The sequence below is a fragment of the Geobacillus lituanicus genome (genome assembly GCF_050994965.1).
GTDB classification, from domain to species: domain Bacteria; phylum Bacillota; class Bacilli; order Bacillales; family Anoxybacillaceae; genus Geobacillus; species Geobacillus stearothermophilus.
The window spans coordinates 1884846-1905561 of the sequence record NZ_CP194773.1 but is presented as its reverse complement, the minus strand read 5'-3'; the positions used below and the strand labels follow the sequence as shown (position 1 = coordinate 1905561).

Genomic DNA, 20716 nt, shown 5'->3' with positions numbered 1-20716 from the left:
GGGAGGACATACGCCCGTGAATCGCTTTTGGATCAATAGAAAAAACTAAAGAAAAACAGCAGGTGGAACACCATGAAACTAATTGTTGTTTGGCTGATGTTTGCCTTGCTCGCCATAGGAACGATGGTAAGCATGGATCAGTTGATGGGGATGACCTTGCATCAATCGTTGCATATCGTGCTGAACCCATTTCGAGTAATGAAGGCACCAGAACTGTTTATTTTCTCATTGTTCGTCCTTTCACTATTGCTCGATCTATTGAACGTTTGGATGTGGAAACGAAAAAACAAAACGTCTTGACCAACAGCCGGGGGCAAAAAGAGGAAGGTGCCCCAAAAGCAACGGGACACCTTTCCTCTTCATTGGGCATTACCTTTTCTGTATTTGCTCCCAATGATGCTGTTGTTGCAACCATTCGCGAACATGGGTGCTGTGTGAAGATAAGGGAACGGTAAACGAATCGCCGTCGCTTTGCAGCAATTCAATATCCCCCTGCCATGTGCTCCCCCCGCGGATGATGTCCTCCACCGGCTCATTCCACAAATCTTGTTTGAGCGCCTGGACAAACGACTCAATCTCCTTCGGATCGGCAAGCACAACCTCTGCCCGCCCGGTTTCCACATTTCGGATCGTCACCTGACGGATCGGCGCATAGCCGCTTGGGCGAAGCAACAAATAATATTGCTGCTTATATTCGTTTGAGCCCATGATGCGCTGAAAATACAGCATGTACGGTTCAATCGGCACTTCGTAGCGGCGGAGGAGACGCGTGCCGTCTTTGAGCACATACCCGATCACAATCGGCCGGACGTTGCCAAAACGTGACGGGAGCGGCTGATCGTGCACAAGCTGCGCATGAAGCGCCCTGACAGCTTTGATGTTGTCCTTCGTGCGCAAAAACTGATCGAATGCTTCAAACTCTCTTTCCATCAAGTTAGGATTTTGCCAATTCATCACCGACTGGCCGAAATAGACTTTCTCAATATCGGACAAATTCGGAACGTGTCTCACATATCCAACCGGATCAAGGCGCACAGTCAAAAATAAGACCGACATCACAGCGGCAAAGGCGATATACCCTTTCCATTTATGAAAAACACGCCATGTTTTCATCACGACCATTTGCGCAACGGCATACCCGATAAGCGAAAACGCAACATACCCAAAGATGATCCATCCCCACTGCCGTTGGACTTGTCCAAAGTAGAACCCGCCGGTCAAGCACATGCAAAACGCCACTCCATACACAAACAGTGGGCGAAGCACTGAAAAGGCGAGCGCCTGTCCGGCCGCTTCCGTCGGCCGCCGCTCGTACAACCAAATGGACACCCCGAAAAACAGAAGCGACAACAGCAGCAACAGTCCGGCTTCCCCCGCGCTCATCGCCTGATCCGTCAGCATCGCATAACGAATCGGCAGCGCCCAATCCATCAGATTTCCCGATAAATAGTACCCATCAGGGAATCCATACAACCATAACGGCAAATTGCTAAACAGCAGCACCATGATGCCTGTCGGAAAAAAGAGAGCAATATTCGTTAACACAATATGAACGATCGATTGGCCGACGAGCACGCCGACCATGACACCTAGCGCAAAAATCACCGTCTCTACGACAAGCGTCTCGCCAAGCCATCGTCCCACATCCCCCGCTCCAATCGGCCACGGGAGATCAAGTCCGTACAGACATCCGATCGCAACCAAGGCGGTCAACACGAGCGGAACCGCCAAAAAGAGCCATCCAATAAGCATCTGCCCGGCAAGCAGTTCGGTGCGGCGGATGGGCAAGCTATGGATGAAATCAGCCGACCGTTTCTCGTGCATGTAGCGAACCACGCCGGCCGCCGCCAAAATCGGAACGAGCCAAGCGCACAGCGCTTCCATTCCATTGGCTATATCATACACACTGTACCATTGCGGAATATTGCCGACCTTTGGGTCATATTGAGAATACGCGAGCGCCATCGGCAGCACAATCGCCGCCAGCCATAACAGCAGATGAATGATGGCTATCCAGCCGATTTGGCGAACATTTTGCGTCCACATGGCGCGGTTAGCCGACAACCGTTTCGCGGACATCGACAACATCCCCCATTTCGTACATAAAAATTTCTTCCAACGACAGCGGCAAGATGTCGAGAATGAGCGGAGCAAACGAACTCACCGTCTCTTCGATGGATCGTTTCTCGCCGCGGACGACAAGAAGAACGATGCTGCCGCGCTCCTCGCGATGCACGATGTCAAGGCGTTCGGCCAACTCGCTCGGAAATCTGTCGCGAAACGCGACTTGAATTTTATGCATCCCGGCGCGCAGCTCGTTTAAATCACGCTCCATCCGTACGGTCCCTTGCGCCATCAATCCGACGATGTCGCATAAATCTTCGAGCTCGCGCAAATTGTGCGACGAAATGACGACCGTCATCTCCCGTTCGGCCACTTCTTCTATGAGCAGCTGCTTCACATGACGGCGGACGAATGCATCGAGCCCATCAAGCGGCTCATCCATAATGAGCACATCCGGCCGGACGGAAAAGGCGAGCCAAAACGCCGCTTGGCGCTGCATGCCTTTGGAAAACTGCTGAATCTTTTTATTCGGATCAAGCGTAAAGACGGACTGCAATTCCATAAACCGCCCGCGGCTGAACGACGGGTACAGTTGCTCGTAAAAATCCGCCATTTGTCGAATCGTCGCGTCCGGAAAAAAGTAGACAAAGTCCGGCAAAAACAAAAGGCGTTGCTTCACCCGGACATTTTCCCACACATCCTCCCCGTCCACTGCAATCGTTCCGCGATCTTGGCGGAGAATGCCGGCCATCATCTTTAGCAGCGTCGTTTTTCCGGCGCCGTTCGGGCCGAGCAACCCGTAAATCGCTCCTTTTGGCACCATCATGTTCGCGCCCTTGACGGCCGCAAACCGATCAAACGTTTTCGTCACGTCCACAAGTTGAATCACGATCCTCCCCCTCTTTCTTCCCCTTCTCGAATCCATTGCCATAACTGCTCATTTGTCACCCCTAAAAACCGTGCTTCCTTGACAAGGCGGACAAACTGCTCACGGACCGCAGCGATCGCCTCGATGTTTGGTTCTTTCGAGCGCGGGGCAACGAAGCTGCCTTTCCCTGGAATCGAATAAATCCAGCCGTCGCGTTCCAGTTCGCGGTACGCTTTTTGAATCGTATTTGGGTTGATCATCAGCTGTTTCGCCATCGTCCTGACCGATGGCAGCTGATCGTGCGGCTGCCATAGTTCGCGAACGATCATTTCTTTCATTTTGTCAATCAGTTGTTCGTAAATCGGCTGGCGACTGCGGATATCAAGCTCAAACATCTCCCCTCCTCCTCTCATTGTCACAACCGTACTATAACTAATAGTACACATAAAACAGAAGAAAGGCAAGAATTTTTTCCAAAATAAAGAAAGAATCCATCCCTGGATTCTTTCTTCCTCTCATTCCGACGCCGTCGGCCGCCGCGTTGACCGTTGCCGCTCGGCGGGCTGATACGTCTGAACAAACAGCCCATCTCCTTCGAGCCACTCGGCGATCAACACGTCTTTTGGCGAGGCAATTCCTTGTTTTTGCAGTTTGGCGGCCAGCCATTGCTCCGTTTTCCCAAGCTCCGCTAATTCGTCTGCCAACAGCTGGCCATTCCGGATCAGCGTCACCGGGACATACACCGAGTGGGGCGGCAGACGGAAATCTTCACGCCGATCGTCAAATGAAGCCATTTCATGCTGCGCCCCCCTTGCATGCCGTTGATGTTCGCCCTTTCTTCCCTGTATTGTGCCCCCTGCCGCCTGAGAAGTTTCGCTGTTGGTTTGCCGTTTGCGCGGATAAATTACCCTAGACTGGAAACACTATCGTTCTAGAGATTGCATGGAAAGAAAGGGATCCATGATGAACGGACAGCCGCTTAGCGCCCTGCAATTGTTATTCATGGTCATGCTGTCAGTCGGGCTGATGAATCATGTCATCATCATCCCCTTTATGCTTGAGGCCGCCCACCGCGATGCGTGGATCGCCGCCTTGGGAGCGTTGGCAGGTTTGCTCGTTTGGCTGCCGCTTCTTTATTTCATCGCCAAGCAGCTGAACGGGGAGCGGCTGTTTGACTGGCTGAAAAGCCGGTTTTCAAGCGCGGCTGCTTATGCGGTGGCCGGTGTCAGCAGCGCATTCTTGCTTCTTCATAGTTTTGTCACGTTAAACGATACGATCACGTTTACCACCACCTCTTATTTGACGGCGACGCCGAGATGGGCGCTGATTTTGGTCATCGTGGCCGTTTGTTTTTATAACTCGTACCAAGGCATCGACTCGATTGCCAACACTTCCATGATCATTTGCCCGTTCGTCATCGTGTTTGGTTTTTTCGTTATGCTCTCGACCACGCCTCATAAAGATTATTCACTGCTCAGACCAACGCTTGAACATGGTGTTGGACCTGTGCTCAACGGCATGATGTACGCCGGAGCGGGATATGTGGAAGTGATCGTTCTATTGTTTCTCTCCCATCGCCTGCCTCGCCCGTTTTCATGGAAGGCGCTTGCCGCCATCGCTGTTTTCACAGCCGGGCTGAGCATCGGGCCGACGATTGGCACCATCACCGAATTTGGCCCCGAGCAGGCGACGCGCCTTCGCTATCCGGCGTTTGAGCAATGGCGGATGGTCAGTTTAGGGACGTACATTGAGCATGTGGACTTTCTGTCGGTCTATCAATGGCTGTCCGGCGCCTTTATCCGCATCTCCTTATCGACAGCGCTGATTGTGGAATTGTTTCCGATCCGCCATCCGCAAACCCGCCGTTGGGTGCTCATTGTCCTCTACTTGGCGATCACATTGGCGGCGCTGGCGCCGGTCAGCGATGAACAGTTTTTGCATTTTGTCAAACATGGGGTGCTGCCGGCATCGCTGCTGTTTAGTCTTGCGCTGTCCGTTGTGTTAAGTGGTTTCGCTTTGTTGGCATACCGAAAAAAGAAAAGAGGGGTGGCAGGATGAAACGACCCATGCGCGCCGCCGAAGGCAAGCGGTTGAAAGACGATTACACAGGGCTCGAGACCGTCATCATCTCCGAAGAGGCGTTGCGCACGATGTACGCCAAATGCCCTGACGTCATCATGACGGAAGCCGCGATTCCATCCTCTTTGCCTGACGGCTCGGCGGCTGTGGTGCACTTGCTGTTTATTTATTGTGAAGAACTGTGCGATACGCAAATGCTGCAAAAGGCCATTTATCCGATGTTCCGCGAGCTGTGCGAACACCATCCATGCTTTTCGGCCGCCGACATCGAGGCCCGCAAACCGGCGGCGCTTGAGTATATGGGAAAAGAAGTGCGGATCGATGATCTCAACTTCAGGCTGTTTAGCGGTGATTTGCTCATTTATTTTCACGAAGCCGATGTCTTGTACACGATGCCGCTCGCCAGCCCGCCCAGCCGCGATCCGGAAGAGCCGAACACGGAAATATCGATCCGTGGACCCAAAGATGGATTTATTGAAGAAATCAGCAAAAACGTGGCGCTCATCCGCAAGCGGCTGCGCTCGCACCGGCTCGTCTATGAACCGTTTGTCATCGGCACGCGCAGCCAGACAAAAGTCGGGCTCCTTTATGTCGATGATATTGCCAACACGACCATCATCGATGAGGTGAGAAGCCGTCTGCTCAGTTTGTACATCGACTCGGTGACAAGCACCAATCAAATTGAGGAGTGGTTGTCTGACACCCGGTTTTCTTTGTTCCCGATGTTCGGTTATACCGGGCGGCCCGATTTTGCCGTCAATTCGCTCCTCAACGGCCGTTTTATCATCTTGGTCGACGGGGTGCCGAACGCCTTGATCGGCCCGGGCAATTTAACGTTTTTGCTGAACACGTCGGAAGATAACAACACGTTTTTCTTGTTTGTCGCATTTCAGCGCCTGCTTCGGCTCGTCGGCACTTCGGTCGCCATTTATTTGCCGGGCGCCTGGGTCGCCTTGACCTGCTTCCATCCGGACCAGATTCCGTTCACCTTGCTGGCGACGCTCATTTTGTCGCGCCAAGGAGTGCCGCTTCCGGTGCCGCTGGAGATGTTTGTGATGATGATTTTGTTTGAATTGTTTAAAGAAGCTGGAATGCGTCTGCCAATCGCCATCGGGCAGACGGTGTCCGTCGTCGGCGGCTTAATCATCGGCCAGGCGGCGATCAACGCGGGGCTTGCCGCCCCGGCCACACTCGTCATTGCCGCCATTTCCTTCATCTCGACATTCACGCTCGTCAACCAAAACATGGCCGGAAGCGTCACCTTGCTGCGGTTTATTGTCTTGACGGCCTCCACCGTTCTTGGCCTGTTTGGCTTCATTCTGTCGCTGTTTTTCATCTTGACTTATGCGGTCAACTTGCGCACCTGCGGCGTTCCGTACTTGACGCCGCTGGCGCCGCCGTCCAAAGATATCGGGAAAGTGTTTATCCCGAGCACATGGAAGCAGTTCCGCACGCGCGACCGCATTGTCCGTCCAAATGATCTCATTGCAAAAGAGAGGGAACGAAAATGAGGAAGCGAGTCATTCCCATCATCGCCTCTATCATGCTGCTTGGCGGTTGCTGGGACACACGCAACATCGATCACGCTGTCTACATTCATTCAATCGGGATCGACTACAAAGATGGCCAAGTAATCGCCTACGTGCAATTGATCGATTTCACCGCCCTTGCCAAAGTCGAAGCGGGGGGCGGCAGAGAGAAAGCGGCCGTTTCCATCGGCAAAGCCGCTGGCGAAACGTTTAATATCGCGACCGACAAAATCTACCCTTCCATTCAACAAATGGTGTCATGGGGCCATGTAAAAAGCATTGTCTTTACGAAACGGGCCTTGCAAAAAGGCATCGTGGCCGATGTGATCGACGTGCTGAACCGTTACAACGAAATTCGCCATACAGCATGGGTGTACGCCACCGATGAGCCGCTGTCCGAGCTGTTTGAAGCGACGCCGCTGTTAAACGCTTCCTCGTATTATTCGCTGTTGTCCAATCCGGAAGAAATCTTTCGACAAAGTTCGTTTATCCGCCCGATCCGGCTCAGCCGGCTGATTGTCGATATGGATGAAAAAGCCGATACGGCAAGGCTTCCGTATTTAACGCTCGACCGCCGGCGCTGGATCGAAAATAAAAAGCCGAAACCGATGCTCGCTGTTTCCGGCGTGTGTTTTGTCCACCATTACAGCCTGCAGCAATGTGTCCGCCGTTCCGATCTAGAGGGACTTCGCTGGCTCGAACACGACATTCGCCGCACCCCGATTTATGTCAAACAAAAAGGGAAAACGGTCGCCTCTCTTGTCGTCCGGGACCCGAAAACGAAATGGTCGGTCAAAGTGAAGGATGGAGAGCCTGCTTTTGATGTCCAAGTGCAGGCGCAAGGCGCCATCATCGAACTGCGCAAACCGCTCTCGCGAAAACAACTGACCAAACTGGCGGAACAAACGGTGAAGCAGGAGATCCGCCGCTTGTATGAACTTGGCAAGAAGCAGCAGATCGATATATTGAATCTGTCGGAGCAGCTGTATCGCCAGCGTCCGGATATTTGGAAACAACATCAGTCCAATGGCCTCATCCCGCTCGGCAACAACACGCTGTCCGTGAGCGTCAAGCTTGCGATCAGGGCATCCGGAAAAGAAAAGTTGAATTACCGCGCTGGCGATTGAAAAGACAAAAATGAAGCGCCCTCTTGCCTGCGCTCACGCTGGGAAATGGGGCTTTCTCTGGTGGCAAGGATCAAGTATAATTTAGCCATATTAAGATCTATGGTTGGAACGGGGGAGAACGATGGGGGTTCATACGGAACGAACAAGCGCCGTCAGCATGACCGTCTACCCGATTTTGTTCGCATCAGCCTCGGCCACTTTTTGAACGATGCGATGCAGGCGGTCATCCCGGCGCTCTTTCCGATTTTGCGCTCGACGGCGGCTTCGTTTACGCTCGCTGCCGCTCCTTGGCGCCTTGGCGGTTTGGCTGCTGAAAGACCGGACATAGCCAATGCATATTTTTCTTTCAATCTCTTTCCGCTATAATGAAAGGTGATGATGTCTATTCAGTTAGGAGATTTTTCGTATGGCCGGTTTATACATTAACCAGCACGTCTTGAACAACTTATTTTATATTTTAGTCACGATCTTTGCCTTTTCCTTTATTTATGACCATAGTCGAGCGATCCGGCAGCGCCCGCTCTATGGCCAAGCGCTGCTTGGCGCTTGCTTGGCGTTGGCGGCCGTTTTGTGCATGAAATTTCCGATTTACATGGATCCGCTGTGCGTCCATGATTTCCGGCAAATTCCGTTTTTGCTTGGGACATTGTATGGCGGCGGCGCGGTCGGGGCGGTGCTGTTTGTTGTCTTGATGCTGGCACGCACCGTTTTGTACGGATTTCAGCCGCTTACGTTGATCGTTTACACCATCATGTTTGCCATAGCGGCGGCCGCCTCGCCGCTGTTTCGCAAGCTACCGCGGCCGAGCAAGCTCGTTATGTCGCTTGGGCTGACGTTTTTGCTCGCGGTGCTGACGACATTTGTCGCCGTGATGATTGCTGATTTTCCGGTAACGAGGCCGTATATCGCGTATTTCATTATAATGCCGCCGTTCGTCATGATGTTCGCTGTCTATTTGATGGAGACGCTTCATGAGGCACAGCTCGCTCGGGCAGAGCTGATGAAGATGGAAAAAATGGAGATTGTCAGCCAAATGGCAGCCAGCATTTCCCATGAAATCCGCAACCCGCTCACCGTCGTCAAAGGATTCATCCAGCTGCTGCAAACGGGTCGGCTGCCGCGCGAAACCGAAGAGCGGTACATTCGCATCGCCTTAGAGGAACTCGAGCGGGCGGAAGCCATCATCCGCGACTATTTGACGTTTGCCAAACCGGCTCCAAAAGAGACCGAGCCGATTGATGTCGCCACCCAGCTTCAGAAAGTGTTGCAAATGATTACGCCAATGGCGCATATGCATTCGATCCATGTATCCTCTTCCCTCGAACATGGTGTCGTTATCGGAAACGTACAATATTTCCAACAGTGTTTTCTCAACTTGTTGAAAAACAGCATTGAGGCGATGCCGAACGGCGGCACGCTCCATGTTGCGGCCGAGAACCGGGGGGCATCAGTCGTCATCACCATTTCCGACAACGGCGTTGGCATGACGAAAGAACAAGTGCGCCGCTTCGGCGAGCCATACTTCAGCACAAAAGAAAAAGGCACTGGGCTTGGTGCGATGGTCGCCGTCAAAATCATCGAACAAATGGGAGGAACGTGGACGATCGAAAGCGCCGTACAAAAAGGGACGACGTTGACGATCACGCTGCCGGCAAGCCGGTTGCGGCCGCCGACGGCGGAACAAAGCGTCGCCGGCTGATCGAAAAAACGGATGCCCTGTTTCGGACATCCGTTTTTTCTTGGTGATTGGCGCGATCACTTGACTTCCTCAAAATAATCTTTGTAAAACCCGCCGACTTTTCCGCTGTTGTCAATGACAAAATAAAACTCGTCGGTTTCGTTTTTTACTTCATATACTTTGCCCGGCGTCAATACATTGCTGACCATGTACTTTTCCGCGTTCGTGTGAACGCACTTTACTTTTTTGATCGTCGGCCGGGTCGCCCATGTGTGATGAATCATGGCGTCATCCCCTTATCTAGATGGTGTTCTCTTTTTTATTGTAGCGGGACGGCGCGCCGGCTGCAACTTGGAATTCCCGCTTGAGTCAGTCAAGACTTTGTGGAGAACATTTTTTCGGTTCACTACGGGTGTTGTCAATCACTAGTTATAGAACCATTTTCAGGAATTAATATCGTAAGCGCTTTCGGACTCTCATCCCTCATCTTGAAGTGATGATATTGTATTCCATTTTTTTACACCCAACCACCATCCCGGAGCGCCGACAACGCTTGATGGATCGGCGTCCCGGATGACCGCTGCAGACACGGTAGATTCTGACGCACCACATCTGCCCATAACCGTCCGGCCTTCCGTTTGGCCTGTTCGATCCGCTTGGACTTTGTTGAGGCCGAGACGGCCGACTGGGGCTCTTGCTCCTCCCACCGTCCCTTTCTCCACCCGATCCCGTCGATTCGGGCCGCCATCGCCCTCAGAAACGCCCGAAGCCCTTGGTCTTTCCAGCTGCGGCGGGATTTCACCCGATGCGCAAACCGGCTCATCACGCTCTCGGCGTGGCCCATCGGACGCATGCCGGTCGTCTCCACCCCTTGCTCCGACAGCCACTCCCGATAGTCCCGGATGCATCCCGGCATCGACTCGATCCGGCGAATCAAGGCGGCCAGCTGTTGTTCTTTGCCTTCGTCCTCCAACGTGCCGACCGCGCTGTTCAGCTCCACGAGAAGCCCCTCTTCGTCTTGTTTCGCCAGCTTCTTCCGCACCTCCCGCCAACGCGGATGGCCGGACAGACACTGACGCAGCTCCCGCGCCACATGAAATCGATCCAGCTGAAAGCACGCCCGCTTCCCAAAATACTCCCGGCAGGCTGTGATCCACGACGCCGCGTCGCCGTTGATGATCAAAAGGTCCCGGCACGGGTCATAGGCATATTCGTTCATCAGCCACTCCTCAAACCGTTCCCACACGTCTCCCGCCCCTTCATGGAGGTAGTGGCGCCGGTTCACGAGCTCGAGCTGCGAACCGTTTCGTTTCCATCCCTCGTGAACCGCCAGGATTTTCTCTTCTTTCGCCCGTTTCCCTTTCCCCTGGCGGGAAATGAACAGCCCATCCGCCTCCACAAACAGCACTCGGCCGTGCCGTTGGGAAACAGGGTGGTGCAGCGAGACAGGGGCCTCCAGCACCAGTTGGCGAATCGCCTCGTGGCTCATGACCGCATACCCCACGATCGACTCCAACGTACGGGCCGCTTTGCGGTAGGAAGAGCACTCTACGGCCAACTCGACCGCCGTTTCCTCGAGGCAAGGACTGATCGATCGGGCCCCATCAAAGCCTAATTCGGCATCCAGCAAGAAGGTATAGTTCCCCGTTTGCCGGTCATAGTAGTAGTTCCGTCGAAACGTCACTTCTCCAAACAGCGTTTGGATCGTAGTCGGCCGTTTGTCTTTCAGCTGATACCGGCGCTTGTCCCGCGCTTCCGCCAGTTGTTGATCAATCTCCTCCAAAAGGGCCGCCAACAAGACAGCGAACACCTTTTGAAGAGTTCTGACTAATTGTTCCTCCAGCTCTTTTAATAAAGGCCATTCTGTGGTAAGATGTTTCATGGACTCTCTCCCTCCTGTTTTATGGATGTTGGTCATCACCATCATAGCAGGGAGAGAGTCCTTTTTGCATGACATTTGCTTTTTTCTACCGCGCTTCGCTTGGTGGCCCCGACGAGCGTCGCGAACAAAAGTTCGCAACCCTCGTCGGGGAATCATTCCTGAATGTCACCCACAAATATTTTACTCACACTTCCCGCTTTGTATAGGCGGCGATCGTTTCCCCTTCCGCTACAGTAAACCGTTTTTTCTTCATCGCTTCCGGCGCGTTTGTCAACCATCAGGCGCGCCTCCCTCCTTTCCCCTTTAGGTTGCCCAAAAAAGAAGCCGGATGTTTCATCCGGCCTAGCGCGTTTTCTGCACATATTTTCGGTACAGCCCATACAGCTCGGCTGCTTTGTATGTCTCAATTTTTTTCCGTCCGACCGGATGGCGGGCGATGCCCGCCTTTTTCAACTCGGCAACAAGCCATCCTTTCGAGCCGAAATGCGCCATGGCGCTCCCCCTCTTTTGTTTACGCTGATGGCGATTTATGCTTTTTTCCCTTTAAGAAAAACGCCATCATTAACGCCAATACCGTCAAGCCGGTGGCGACGAAAAAGGCGTCGTTAATCCCTTCGACAGTCGATCTCTGCTGCACGAGCCCATACAGCAGCTGCACCACCACTTCATCGCTCGGAATCGCCTGCTTCAGCTGGCCGACAAGGCTCATGAAAAACGGATTGTTTTCCGTCATCTCATTTCGGTACATGTCCGCATGGAATTTGGCCCGGTTGGACATGATCGTCACCAAGAACGCCGTTCCGAGCGAAGCGGCCACTTGGCGGATCGTATTGGACATCGCCGTGCCGTGGCTGTACAAATGGCGCGGCAAGGCGTTCAATCCTTCCGTCATAATCGGCATTCCGAGCATCGACATGCCGAACATGCGGAAAATATAAAGCCAAATTAACTGGCTGTACGGTGTATCCATCGTCAGCTTGCTGAATTCCCACGTCGTGACCGCGGTGATGATCAAGCCGACGATCGCCAGCGCCCGCGCGCCGATGCGGTCAAACACCCAGCCGGAAATCGGCGACATGATCGCCATGACAATCGCTCCCGGCAGCAACAGCAAACCGGCATCAAGTGGCGTAAAGCCGCGCAAGTTTTGCAAATACACCGGCAGCAGCACCATCGCTGCAAACATCGCCATATTGATGACCGATCCGATGACGGTCGCCAACGTAAACACTGGGTAGCGGAACACACGGAAATTGAGCACCGGATGCTCCGAGCGGAGCGAACGCCATGTGAACATGATCAAGAACAAGACGCCGATGATAAGCGACACAACGACTTCCGTCTCGCCCCATCCTTTGCTGCCGGCTTCGCTGAAGCCATACAGAACGCCGCCAAACCCGATCGTGGAGTAGACCGCCCCTTGCACGTCCAGCACTGGATTGCCTTTACGCGGCGTATGTTTCAGCCAGACGGAGGCGAGCACAATGTCTACAATCGCGATCGGCAACACGACGTAAAACAACAGCCGCCATGTATAATGTTCGACAAGCCATCCGGATAACGTCGGCCCGATCGCCGGCGCGAACATCATGGCGATTCCGACCGTCCCCATGGCCACTCCGCGGCGTTCCGGCGGGAAAATCGACAACATAATGACCATCATCAGTTGCATAATAATGCCGGCCCCGACCGCCTGCGTCAGCCGCCCTGCGAGCATGACGGCAAACGACGGAGCGATCGAGCAGACAAACGCGCCGATGGCGAAAAACGACATGCATGTTCAGCGCAACCAGTCGTTTCACGTTCACGTCTATTCCTCCCCGAGTAAAATCGCTTTAATTTTTTCATGAAGATGCAAAAACTGTTCAATCTCCTCTGGAGAGACGAGTTCTTGAATGCGGCCAAGCCGCCGGCGCAGCACCGACTGCTCGCCAAACGCTTCCGACACCGTCTCTTTTCCTTTTTCCGTCAAACTCAAAATGACCGCGCGCCGATCTTGCTTCGACGGCTCTCGGACAACAAGGCCGGCGCCGACGAGCCGGTCAACCGTGCCGCTGACATTGCTGTTGCTTAAGTTTAATTTTTCCGCCAAGTCATTCAGACGAATATGCTCTTTTTTCAGCAACGTATATAAGACGATCAGCTGCACCTCTGTCACCCCGACGCGGGCGGCGTCCTCGCGGATGAGGCGATAAAGCGCCTTTTGCGTCCGGAAGACAGCATACATGATGTCCCGGCTGATCCCTTCCATTCATCGCCCCTCCTTGCCTCATCTTTCTTGTTGGAATAGTTTCAATACGAATTATTACTGTGCGAAATATGATTATAACATGAAAACAGGAAAAATCAACTATATTGTTTCATGTCTTTTTGAGAAAACATACGCAACGAAAAAGAGTCCAACCGGATGTTTTGCATCCAGTTGGACTCTTTTGCCCGCTTCTCATTCATGAATCCGCGCCGCGGTTGCCGTCGGCTGAATGCAGTTTCTCAACCACGCTCCACCAGGTGGGTGTTCGCAGAAGCGTTCCTGTCGTCCCCGCAGACGAATAAGGGGCATGACATTCCCGCTTCAATGTAGAACTCCCTTTTGATTGCCATCGGTTGAAACTTCATTCTACAACGCACAACGCAGCAACGGATTGGTGATTATTATGATACATGATCGGCCGTCCCTTGGCAAGAGGGACATCCATCCATTTTTTCAAACTGGATACACCCCATGCTTCCGCTCAGAAAAGACGATATACTTGGACATATACGCGTCAAATCGGCGGATGAGCTCGTTGCGCAAGTCGTTCGGCGCGACGATTCCGTCGACGACAAGCTCGGAGGCGAGACGGTAAATATCGATGTCGCGCCGGTATTCCTCGCGTTTTTGTTCGACAAATGCCGCACGCTCTTCTGGCGGCAGCTCGGCAATTTTGTTGGCGTAGACGGCGTTGACGGCCGCTTCCGGCCCCATGACGGCGATTTGCGCGTTCGGAAGCGCCAGGCAGCAATCTGGTTCAAACGCCGGCCCGGCCATCGCGTACAATCCGGCGCCGTACGCTTTGCGAACGATGACCGAGATCTTCGGTACGGTGGCTTCCGACATGGCCGCGATCATTTTCGCCCCATGGCGGATGATGCCGACCCGCTCGACTTTCGTGCCGATCATAAAGCCAGGGACGTCGGCCAAAAACAGAAGCGGGATATGGAACGCGTCGCAAAGCGTGATGAATTTCGCCGCTTTATCAGCCGAATCGTGGAACAATACGCCGCCTTTGACGCGCGGCTGGTTGGCGATGATGCCGATCGGCTGGCCGGCAAGGCGCGCCAGTCCCGTAATGATTTCTGGCGCAAACAGTTTTTTGATTTCACAAAACGATCCTTCGTCAATGATCCGCTCAATCAAATCATACATGTTGAACGGCGCATTTTGGTTTTCCGGCAAAATGTCCTCGATCGTTTTGTCAAACGATTTCGGCGGCTTCGCCTCGACCACCGGCGGCTTTTCGCTGTAATTGGACGGAAAATACGACAAATAACGGCGTGCATAGGCAATCGCTTCTTCTTCGGTTTTCACGAGCACGTCGCCGCAGCCGGAGACGGTGCAATGCATGCGAGCGCCGCCCATCTCTTCGAGCGTGACTTTTTCCCCAATCACCATTTCCGCCATGCGCGGCGAGCCCAAGTACATCGAGGCGTTGCCCTCGACCATGATGACGATATCGCAAAACGCCGGAATATAAGCGCCGCCGGCTGCTGACGGGCCAAACAACAGGCACACTTGCGGCACTTTGCCGGACAGCTTCACCTCATTGTAAAAAATGCGCCCCGCCCCGCGCCGGCCGGGAAACATTTCGATTTGGTCCGTAATGCGTGCGCCGGCCGAGTCCACCAAATAAATGATCGGGCAGCGCAGTTTTTCCGCCGTTTCTTGAATGCGGATGATTTTTTCGACGGTGCGCGCTCCCCACGAGCCAGCTTTGACGGTCGAATCGTTCGCCATCACGCAGACGGTGCGGCCATTGATTTTGCCGATGCCGGTCACAACTCCATCAGCCGGCAAATCGCCCGCCAAACAGTTGGCAAACAATCCGTCTTCCACTTCCAAACCGTTATCAAGCAGCAAGTTCAGCCGCTCGCGAACAAACAATTTCCCTTGGGCGGCGTTTTTTTCATGATATTTTGGCGCCCCGCCTTTCTTGATTTCCGCCGCTCTTTTCTCCAGCTCCGCTGCGAGCGTGTCTTGTTGATTGGCTGTTTCCTTCATCTCTTTGTTTCCCCTCCTTGTTTTGATGGATCTTGCTGTTCCATCCCGCTTGTTCGGCTGGAGCAAGGTTGGATGCCGTGTTTTATTTATCGCTGTGAAAAGGCCGATGCGGCGCAAGCGCTCCGTGCGGCTTCCTCCTTCCAAACCGCCCCCTCCTTGTCCAAACGGGCTTACTCGCCTTTGTACACCGGCTTCCGCTTTTCTTTAAACGCCTGCAATCCTTCCAACCGGTCTTTCGTCGGAATGGTCGCCTCATAGGCGAGCTGCTCAATCGCGAGGCCCGTCTCCAAATCAACGTTGAATACGCTTTGGATCGCCCGTTTCGCCTGACGGACGGCTATCGGCGCATTGTCAGCGATTTGTTGCGCGAGACAAAGCGCACGCTCCATCAGCTCGGAGCGCGGCACCGCGTATTCGACAAGGCCGATTCGCTCGGCCTCTTTGGCGGTGATGCGCTTTGCGGCAAAAATCAATTCTTTCGCTTTTCCGATGCCGACAAGGCGCGGCAGCCGCTGCGTCCCCCCCGCTCCCGGAATGATGCCAAGCGACGTTTCCGTCAACCCAAGCTGGATATCGTCGGCAGCAAACCGAATGTCGCAAGCCAAGGCAAGCTCCAACCCGCCGCCAAACGCCGAGCCGTTTAACGCGGCAATGACCGGCTGCGGCACTTTCTCGACCTCGTTGATCGTTTTGCTGATTAAGGCGACGGCCTGCCGCACTTCCGTTTCATTCATCCCCGCCCGCTCTTTCAAATCAGCGCCGGCACAAAACACCTTGTCTCCTGCCCCGGTCAACATGACAACGCGCACGTCTTTGCGAAATTTGATCTCCTGAAAGAGCGCGCCAAGCTCGAAAAGAAGCGCTCTTGAAAGCGCATTGGCCGCTTCCGGACGGTTTAATGTCACAATGGCGATGCCGTTTTCTTGTGTTTCAAACGATACAAGTGTGCTCACGTTTTCTCCCCCCTTATGATCAAACCGTTTGCAAATAGCGGCTCGGAAGCGGGCGGCCGATTTTATCGCGGATAAAAAAAGCCGCTTTCGTCAGCTGCTCGACATCGATGCCGGTTTCAATCCCCATGCCGTGAAGCATATATACTAAATCATCGGTGGCGACGTTTCCCGACGCTCCGGGAGCGTATGGACAGCCGCCGAGGCCGCCGAGCGAGCTGTCAAACGTCGTAATCCCCATTTCCATTGACACTAAAATATTGGCCAGCGCCGTCCCTCTCGTGTCATGGAAATGCATCGCGATCCGATCAGCCGGAAAACGGCGGAGCACGATTGCGAGCACCTCTTCGACTTGCTTGGGCGTCGCAACGCCAATCGTATCGCCAAGCGACAGTTCGTCAACCCCCATCGCCAACAACCGGTCCGCCACCATCAGCACTTGATCGACGGCGACAGGCCCTTCATACGGGCAGCCAAAGACGGTGGAAACGTAGCCGCGCACCGTTTTTCCTGCTTGTTTTGCCGTTTTCACGACCGCTTCAAGCACCGGAAATGTGGCAGCGATCGTTTTGTTAATATTTTTTTGGTTGTGCGTTTCGCTCGCTGACATGAAGACGCCCACTTCATCGACCCCGGCGCCAAGCGCCCGCTCAAGCCCCTTTTCGTTGGGGACGAGCGCCGCATACGTGACGCCGGCTTTTCGGCGAATGCCCGCTGCCACTTCAACGGCGTCCGCAAGCTGCGGAATCCATTTCGGATGGACGAAGGAAGTCACCTCAATGTACGACAGCCCCGTTTCTGACAATAGGTTGATCCAAGCGATTTTATCGGCGGTCGCGATCGGCGTTGCTTCGTTTTGCAGGCCGTCGCGCGGGCCGACTTCTTTGATCGTCACCTTCGCCGGCCATCGGCTCATGCTCTGCTCCCCCTTTATTCAATCTCGACAAGCACGTCGCCTTCGTTCACGAAATCTCCTTCCTGCACGTGGATGTGCTTCACGACGCCGGACGCCTCAGCCGCAATCGGAATCTCCATTTTCATCGATTCTAAAATGATGACATCTTGGCCTTCTTCTACATGATCCCCGACAGTCACCAACAATTTCCATACACTTCCAGCCATTGTTGCCGTTACTTGGGTCATCGTGTCTTCCTCCGTTTCTGCTTCATTTTGCTTTTGCTGGCTTCCAATGCTTCGAAAGGAAATCGGTCGTCGTATCCCCCGCTTGAAACGCCGGATGGGACAACACGGCCTCAAGCAGCGGAATGTTCGTTTTAATCCCTTCCACGCGATAGTGTCGAAGCGCTTCGAGCAAGCGTTCAATCGCCGTTTGCCGATCCGGTCCTTTGGCGATTAGTTTGGCGATCATCGGATCATAAAACGGCGTAACCGCGGCGCCGCTTTGAACCGCCGTTTCATGACGAATCCATTCGCCTTGTGGGGCGGAAAACGCCGTAATGCGGCCGGGCGACGGGTAAAACGTGTTCGGGTCTTCGGCATAAATGCGCACTTCAATGGCGTGACCGTCGCGGCGAATCTCTTCTTGTTTATAGCGGAGCGGCTCGCCCGCGGCGATGCGCAGCTGCTCTTCGACGATGTCGATGCCGGTGATTTCTTCTGTCACCGGGTGCTCGACTTGCAGCCGAGTGTTCATCTCAAGAAAATAAAAATTTTTCTGTTCATCGACGAGAAATTCAATGGTACCGGCATTTGCATAACCGATGTAACGCGCAGCCCGCACCGCCGCCTCCCCCATCTTCCGCCGCGTCTCTTCATCCAAAAACGGCGACGGCGCCTCTTCGACCACTTTTTGGTGGCGGCGTTGGATCGAACATTCACGCTCCCATAAGTAAACACAGTTGCCATTTTGGTCGGCAAGAAGCTGAATTTCAATATGGCGCGGGCGTTCAATATATTTTTCAATGTACATCGTCCCGTCGCCGAAAAACGAAGCGGCCCGTTTTTGGCTCCCTTCAAACGCTTGGCGCAGCTCAGCTTCATCGCGAGCGATATGCATGCCGATGCCGCCGCCGCCGGCTGACGCCTTCAGCATGACTGGATACCCAATCGAAGCCGCCGCTTTGGCCGCCTCATCGGCGCCATCAAGCGCAAAGGAGACGCCCGGGACGATCGGCACGCCGGCTTTTTCCATCGTCCGCCGCGCTTCGATTTTGCTGCCCATCGCCGCAATGACGTCCGCCTTCGGACCGATGAAGACGATTCCTTCTTCCTCGCAGCGGCGGGCAAACGCTGGATTTTCCGACAACAGCCCGTAGCCGGGATGGATCGCCTCCGCTTTCGCCGTTTTGGCAACCTCAATGATTTTTTCGATATTTAAATAGCTTTCCGCGACGCGCGGCTTGCCGATCAAATACGCTTCATCCGCGAGCGAGACATGAAGCGAATCGGCGTCTGCTTCGGAATAAATGGCAACCGTTTGAATGCCGAGACGTCGGCACGTGCGGATGACACGGACGGCGATTTCGCCGCGGTTGGCAATCAACACTTTCGAAAACATCGTCTCACCCTTTCTTAAAAGTACAGGTGCCGGCGCCGGACGGTTCGTCCGCCCGGCGCGGCGGTTTAGGCTTAGGTTGTTAAGCCGAGGCGCTGTTTCGCCATTTCCCGCAATTTGAATTTCTGAATTTTCCCAGATGCCGTCATCGGGTACGAGTCGGTAAATTCGATATAACGCGGGATTTTATGCCGGGAAATGTTGCCGCGGCAAAACTCGCGAATCTCCTCAGCGGTCGCCGTTTCGCCGTCTTTTAAGATGATCCACGCCATCACTTCTTCACCGTATACCTCATCCGGCACGCCGACGACTTGAACGTCCAAAATTTTCGGATGTTTGTACAAAAACTCTTCGATTTCGCGCGGATAAATGTTCTCCCCGCCGCGGATGATCATATCTTTCAGCCGGCCGGTGATGCGGCAGTAACCGTTTTCATCCATCGTCGCCAAATCGCCGGTATGCAGCCAGCCGTCTTGGTCGATCGCTTCATTTGTCGCTTCCGGGTTGTTGTAATACCCTTTCATGACATGATAGCCGCGCGTGCACAGTTCCCCTTGCACACCCCGCGGCACTTCCTTGTTCGTGCCCGGCTCAACGATTTTCACTTCCACGCCCGGCAAGGCGCGGCCAACCGTTTCGACACGCAGCTCAAGCGGATCGTCGGTGCGCGTTTGCGTGATGACTGGGGACGCTTCCGTCTGCCCGTAGGCGATCGTAATGTCTTTCATCCCCATTTTCTCGATGACCGCCTTCATCACTTCGACCGGGCAAGGAGAACCGGCCATAATGCCCGTGCGCAGCGACGACAAATCGTATTTGGCAAAATCCGGGTCGTTGAGCTCGGCGATGAACATCGTCGGCACGCCGTGAAGCGCCGTGCACCGCTCCGCTTCCACCGTCTCGAGAACCCGCTTCGGATGGAACTCCACAACCGGCACCATCGTCGCCCCGACCGTCACGCATGCAAGCGTGCTCATGACGCAGCCGAAGCAATGGAAAAACGGCACCGGAATGCACAATCGATCGCCTTCGCCAAGTCCCATGCATTGCGCCACTTGGTGGGCGTTGTTGACGATGTTGTAATGCGTCAACATCACCCCTTTCGGGAATCCAGTCGTCCCGGACGTGTATTGCATGTTGATCACATCGTGCGGGTCGAGGCTCTCCATCCGTTCATCGAGTTCTTCTTCTGATACGTCGTGCGCCATCGCCAAGATGTCGTTCCATGTAAACATGCCCGGGTGCCGTTTGTCGCCAAGAAAGATCACGTTTTTCAACTTCGGCAGCCGTTTCGATTGCAGCTGTCCGGGCGCCGACGTGCGCAGCTCGGGAACGATTTCATATAAAATATCGATATACGACGAGTCGCGATATTGCTCAATCAAAAAGAGCGTCGTTGAATCGGACTGCTTCAGCAAATACTCAAGCTCGGCCGCTTGGTAGTTTGTATTGACCGTAACAAGCACTGCGCCCATTTTCCCGGTCGCAAACTGGCAGGCGATCCATTCCGGGACGTTTGTCGCCCAAATGGCGACATGCTCCCCTTTTTCGATGCCAAGCCGCATCAATCCACGCGCGACAAGCCGGCAGTAGTCGTTAAACTGCCGGTACGTCAGACGCAAGCCGTGGTCGGCATACACGACCGCCTCATGATCCGGGTATTGCCTGGCGCGCTCCTCTAACAATTTCCCCACAGTCACCGCTAACATCGACCGTCTCCTCCCCTTTGTCCGAATTCACTGTTATGGATATGCGCATCGTTCCGC

19 protein-coding genes, 1 other RNA gene and 2 pseudogenes are annotated in these 20716 nt (G+C 54.0%); 6 read left to right on the top strand and 16 right to left on the bottom strand.

Annotated elements, in window-relative coordinates; all coding sequences use genetic code 11:
* The first annotated feature begins 72 nt into the window (after positions 1 to 72).
* Positions 73 to 300 (top strand): YczF family membrane protein, encoded by a 228-nt coding sequence (locus tag ACR1UW_RS09595; protein ID WP_021322398.1) that lies wholly within the window; start codon positions 73 to 75, stop codon positions 298 to 300.
* 69 nt (positions 301 to 369) lie between these two features.
* Here the strand turns inward: ACR1UW_RS09595 and ACR1UW_RS09590 are convergent, their stop codons facing one another.
* The 4 genes from ACR1UW_RS09590 to ACR1UW_RS09575 form a co-directional block, all read right to left on the bottom strand.
* A complete protein-coding gene (locus tag ACR1UW_RS09590) occupies positions 370 to 2079 on the bottom strand; it encodes an ABC transporter permease (RefSeq protein WP_498933077.1) in 1710 nt (569 codons plus the stop codon).
* Positions 2054 to 2953 (bottom strand): ABC transporter ATP-binding protein, encoded by a 900-nt coding sequence (locus ACR1UW_RS09585; protein WP_498933075.1) that lies wholly within the window; start codon positions 2951 to 2953, stop codon positions 2054 to 2056. The genes ACR1UW_RS09590 and ACR1UW_RS09585 overlap by 26 nt, the downstream gene beginning before the upstream one ends.
* Positions 2950 to 3327, bottom strand: coding sequence for a GntR family transcriptional regulator (locus ACR1UW_RS09580; protein WP_498933073.1), 378 nt, complete (start codon positions 3325 to 3327; stop codon positions 2950 to 2952). Before ACR1UW_RS09580 ends, ACR1UW_RS09585 begins: the two co-directional genes overlap by 4 nt.
* A 120-nt stretch (positions 3328 to 3447) precedes the next feature.
* A complete protein-coding gene (locus ACR1UW_RS09575) occupies positions 3448 to 3726 on the bottom strand; it encodes a YetF domain-containing protein (RefSeq protein WP_498933071.1) in 279 nt (92 codons plus the stop codon).
* Positions 3727 to 3895: 169 nt separating this feature from the next.
* Between ACR1UW_RS09575 and ACR1UW_RS09570 the strand changes: the two genes are divergently transcribed.
* From ACR1UW_RS09570 to ACR1UW_RS09550, 5 genes and pseudogenes are all read left to right on the top strand, one after another.
* Positions 3896 to 4990: a GerAB/ArcD/ProY family transporter gene (locus ACR1UW_RS09570; protein WP_498933069.1), complete on the top strand. Its 1095-nt coding sequence runs from the start codon at positions 3896 to 3898 to the stop codon at positions 4988 to 4990.
* Positions 4987 to 6522 carry a spore germination protein gene (locus ACR1UW_RS09565; protein ID WP_498933067.1) on the top strand — a complete coding sequence of 512 codons (1536 nt, stop codon included), beginning with the start codon at positions 4987 to 4989 and terminating at the stop codon, positions 6520 to 6522. The genes ACR1UW_RS09570 and ACR1UW_RS09565 overlap by 4 nt, the downstream gene beginning before the upstream one ends.
* The gene (locus ACR1UW_RS09560; protein ID WP_498933065.1) at positions 6519 to 7667 is read left to right on the top strand and encodes a Ger(x)C family spore germination protein; all 1149 of its coding nucleotides are present in this window, start codon (positions 6519 to 6521) and stop codon (positions 7665 to 7667) included. Before ACR1UW_RS09565 ends, ACR1UW_RS09560 begins: the two co-directional genes overlap by 4 nt.
* 121 nt (positions 7668 to 7788) lie before the next feature.
* A pseudogene (locus ACR1UW_RS09555) lies at positions 7789 to 7925 on the top strand (MFS transporter); the annotation flags it as partial.
* A gap of 148 nt (positions 7926 to 8073) precedes the next feature.
* Entirely contained in the window at positions 8074 to 9366 is a 1293-nt protein-coding gene (locus ACR1UW_RS09550; protein WP_498933064.1) for a sensor histidine kinase, read from the top strand.
* Between the two features lie 56 nt (positions 9367 to 9422).
* Here the strand turns inward: ACR1UW_RS09550 and ACR1UW_RS09545 are convergent, their stop codons facing one another.
* The 12 genes and pseudogenes from ACR1UW_RS09545 to ACR1UW_RS09490 all read right to left on the bottom strand — a co-directional run bounded on the left by ACR1UW_RS09545 (position 9423) and on the right by ACR1UW_RS09490 (position 20659).
* Positions 9423 to 9629, bottom strand: coding sequence for a DUF6501 family protein (locus ACR1UW_RS09545; RefSeq protein ID WP_014195730.1), 207 nt, complete (start codon positions 9627 to 9629; stop codon positions 9423 to 9425).
* A gap of 233 nt (positions 9630 to 9862) precedes the next feature.
* On the bottom strand, positions 9863 to 11227 hold the full coding sequence (locus tag ACR1UW_RS09540; RefSeq protein ID WP_498932867.1) for an ISLre2 family transposase: 1365 nt from the start codon (positions 11225 to 11227) through the stop codon (positions 9863 to 9865).
* Between the two features lie 342 nt (positions 11228 to 11569).
* Positions 11570 to 11719, bottom strand: coding sequence for a DUF2639 domain-containing protein (locus ACR1UW_RS09535; protein ID WP_079936670.1), 150 nt, complete (start codon positions 11717 to 11719; stop codon positions 11570 to 11572).
* Between the two features lie 19 nt (positions 11720 to 11738).
* A pseudogene (locus tag ACR1UW_RS09530) lies at positions 11739 to 13001 on the bottom strand (DHA2 family efflux MFS transporter permease subunit); the annotation flags it as partial.
* A gap of 36 nt (positions 13002 to 13037) precedes the next feature.
* Positions 13038 to 13478 (bottom strand): MarR family winged helix-turn-helix transcriptional regulator, encoded by a 441-nt coding sequence (locus ACR1UW_RS09525; RefSeq protein ID WP_011231100.1) that lies wholly within the window; start codon positions 13476 to 13478, stop codon positions 13038 to 13040.
* 202 nt (positions 13479 to 13680) lie between these two features.
* Positions 13681 to 13868: non-coding RNA, 6S RNA (gene ssrS / locus ACR1UW_RS09520), on the bottom strand.
* A gap of 63 nt (positions 13869 to 13931) precedes the next feature.
* Entirely contained in the window at positions 13932 to 15485 is a 1554-nt protein-coding gene (locus ACR1UW_RS09515; protein WP_307898307.1) for an acyl-CoA carboxylase subunit beta, read from the bottom strand.
* Between the two features lie 170 nt (positions 15486 to 15655).
* Complete coding sequence (locus ACR1UW_RS09510; protein WP_498933061.1) at positions 15656 to 16438, bottom strand: enoyl-CoA hydratase; 783 nt, start codon at positions 16436 to 16438, stop codon at positions 15656 to 15658.
* Between the two features lie 19 nt (positions 16439 to 16457).
* Positions 16458 to 17351: a hydroxymethylglutaryl-CoA lyase gene (locus ACR1UW_RS09505; protein ID WP_498933059.1), complete on the bottom strand. Its 894-nt coding sequence runs from the start codon at positions 17349 to 17351 to the stop codon at positions 16458 to 16460.
* Positions 17352 to 17365: 14 nt separating this feature from the next.
* On the bottom strand, positions 17366 to 17578 hold the full coding sequence (locus tag ACR1UW_RS09500; RefSeq protein WP_498933058.1) for an acetyl-CoA carboxylase biotin carboxyl carrier protein subunit: 213 nt from the start codon (positions 17576 to 17578) through the stop codon (positions 17366 to 17368).
* Positions 17579 to 17600: 22 nt separating this feature from the next.
* The gene (gene accC, locus ACR1UW_RS09495; protein ID WP_498933056.1) at positions 17601 to 18953 is read right to left on the bottom strand and encodes an acetyl-CoA carboxylase biotin carboxylase subunit; all 1353 of its coding nucleotides are present in this window, start codon (positions 18951 to 18953) and stop codon (positions 17601 to 17603) included.
* A gap of 71 nt (positions 18954 to 19024) precedes the next feature.
* Entirely contained in the window at positions 19025 to 20659 is a 1635-nt protein-coding gene (locus ACR1UW_RS09490) for an AMP-binding protein (RefSeq protein ID WP_498933055.1), read from the bottom strand.
* Between the last annotated feature and the right edge of the window lie 57 nt (positions 20660 to 20716).